Raw genomic sequence first — 2,388 nt, 5'->3', positions numbered from 1 at the left:
CAAGTCGCGACGTTACAGTATCGCAAAGGCCCACCAATGATTCGCAATGAAGACGGTCAGTTAGTCGGCTTTGTTTTTGTCGACGTTGCCGACAATATCGGCATTCCGGACTACGTCGCGCTAGCCAAAAAAGTGGTCGATGAAAAAGTCGACATCCCCACTGGCTATCGCCTCGCCTGGGCTGGCCAGTTCGAAAATTACGAGCGTGCAAAATCGCGTCTAGAAATTCTCGTACCGATGACTCTAGGGCTGATTTTTATGATGCTGTACTTTCATCGAAAATCGCTAATCGAAACGCTTATTGTCATGCTCGCGCTGCCTTTTTCTCTGGTTGGTAGCTTGTGGTTTTTGTGGATGCTGGAATACAAGATATCAGTCGCCGTGGCCGTAGGCATGATAGCCGTGGCCGGTTTAGCGGTTGAGCTTGGTCTACTGATGATGCTGTATTTAGATATATCATGGCGACAACGTCGTGATGACGGGCAGCTCAACACCTTTAATGACCTTACTGAGGCAGTAGTCGACGGTGCAGCCAAGCGGCTACGCCCCAAATTAATGACCGGGCTCGCATTACTCATGGGCTTAGTGCCAATCATGCTCAGTAATGGCAGTGGCGCTGATCTAATGAAACGGGTCGCCGCGCCGATGGTGGGCGGGGTTGCGACCTCACTCATTATGGTCTTAGTGGTTTTTCCTGCGTTGTTCGTGATCTGGAAGGAAGCGTCTAAAAGAGGTGGGCCCACTATCGAATCCCCATAAAATTACTGTTTAACGCTGGCCGGGTAGTTAAGGCTACTCGGCATTATTATAAGTTCACAGCAAGTCACCCTCCGAAATATCGTATCACAATGGAACCTGAGTGAATTTCAATTTAAAGTCGGCCACTCTAATTGAATGGGGTGGGAAATATTAAGGTTTGCTGATGCATTAGAAATGTTCTGGAAAAGGCGCATGCTAGCGGTTATATGAATTTAGCGATTTACGCTGACCCTCAACGATTTTATTAAAGATACCGGATCGAAATATTGGGGCAACGAAGGCACTGAGGACTCGAAAAAATGCATCAAAATCAATTTTTATCACAGCCTTGGTTAGGGTCAGTGGCCATAACTGCAGGCATGGGGGTATTTCTTGGCGCCTCTGGCGACAACAAACCTCACCGGCATTGGGCTCATCAAATCGCTATTGGCCTAGAAGAACCAATAGCGCTGCTATCTGACAAAACACGATATTTCGAACGCGGGCTATGGATACCTGCAGGTACCGTTCATCAACTAGAAACTGCACATGTATTATGCATCTATATCGACCCAACACATGATTTTTGTAAAACCCTATTACCGCAGATAGCAATAGAGGCATGGTCTATATCCGTGCTGAATGAAGAAATTTCATCCGAGTATGTAACACGCTTTGCTGAAGCAAAGAACCTCCAGGGAGCGTTGATTAGCTTCGACAAACAATATCGCTGTCAATTCAGTGACACTCCTGACAAGCGATTGAATGTCATTTTGGCAGCACTTAAAGATGATATTAGCAGCGGTAACAATACTTCGCAGAAAACCTTATCGAGTATGGTGCATCTCTCACCCAGCAGATTCTCTCATTGGTTTACAGAGCAAACAGGCATGCCATTACGCAGTTACAGGAAGTGGCTTAAGCTGCTGGTCGGATTCGAACTATCACGACGAATGCCTCTCACCGATGCAGCACTATTATCTGGTTTTTCTGATCAGGCCCACTTCTGCAGAGCAGTAACGCAGGCATTCGGCGTAAGCGCTACAACCATTAAACAACTTCTGCTACATAAATAGCTTTTTCGTTCAATGTGCCGCCATTGAAAAATGACACACTAAGCGTTCTGTAGCTCTGGAAGTTTTTGCTTATGAAAAGCACATTGGAAATGTTTGTCAAAGTCCTGTACTTGCCTTTCTTTCTGATCGTAGGAAATGGCATTGCTATTTATATGGCGGAACAAGATTATTCGAAATTAGCCTTGGTTGCATGGGTCGGCTTACTCATCGCAGTGTCGTTCTTAATTGAACAATGGATGCCATTCAGTCCCGAATTCAACAAGCCTCAAGCAGACTCGGGGCGTGATGTTATTCATGCCTTAGTCAATGAATCACTGAGTATTGTCGGCGTACTAAGTATCCCAATCATTGCTAGTTTTATGCCATTTAATTCAATTTGGCCCTCCTACGCACCGCTGTGGCTGCAAGTGTTGTTGGCGGTGATCATCGCTGATATAGGCATTACACTGGCACATTACGCCAGTCATAGGTACAGCGCGCTGTGGCAGCTACATGCAGTACATCATAGTGTGAAACGTATGTATGGGTTTAACGGTCTTATGAAACACCCCTTGCATCAAACCATTGAAACCCT

The 2,388-nt window shown here is 46.0% G+C and carries 3 protein-coding genes; all 3 read left to right on the top strand.

What is annotated here, in order from left to right; all coding sequences use genetic code 11:
• Positions 1-759 (top strand): efflux RND transporter permease subunit (locus ABYP33_RS18690; RefSeq protein ID WP_373092805.1); only part of this gene is annotated, 759 nt, incomplete at its 5' end.
• 299 nt (positions 760-1,058) lie between these two features.
• Positions 1,059-1,814 (top strand): helix-turn-helix domain-containing protein, encoded by a 756-nt coding sequence (locus ABYP33_RS18685; protein ID WP_373092803.1) that lies wholly within the window; start codon positions 1,059-1,061, stop codon positions 1,812-1,814.
• 71 nt (positions 1,815-1,885) lie between these two features.
• A partial coding sequence (locus ABYP33_RS18680; protein ID WP_373092802.1) for a sterol desaturase family protein occupies positions 1,886-2,388 on the top strand: 503 nt, incomplete at its 3' end.

Source organism: Zhongshania sp. (genome assembly GCF_041584495.1).
Classification (GTDB): Bacteria; Pseudomonadota; Gammaproteobacteria; order Pseudomonadales; family Spongiibacteraceae; genus Spongiibacter.
The sequence above is the reverse complement of the archived record's forward strand: the minus strand, read 5'-3'. Positions and strand labels throughout refer to the sequence as shown.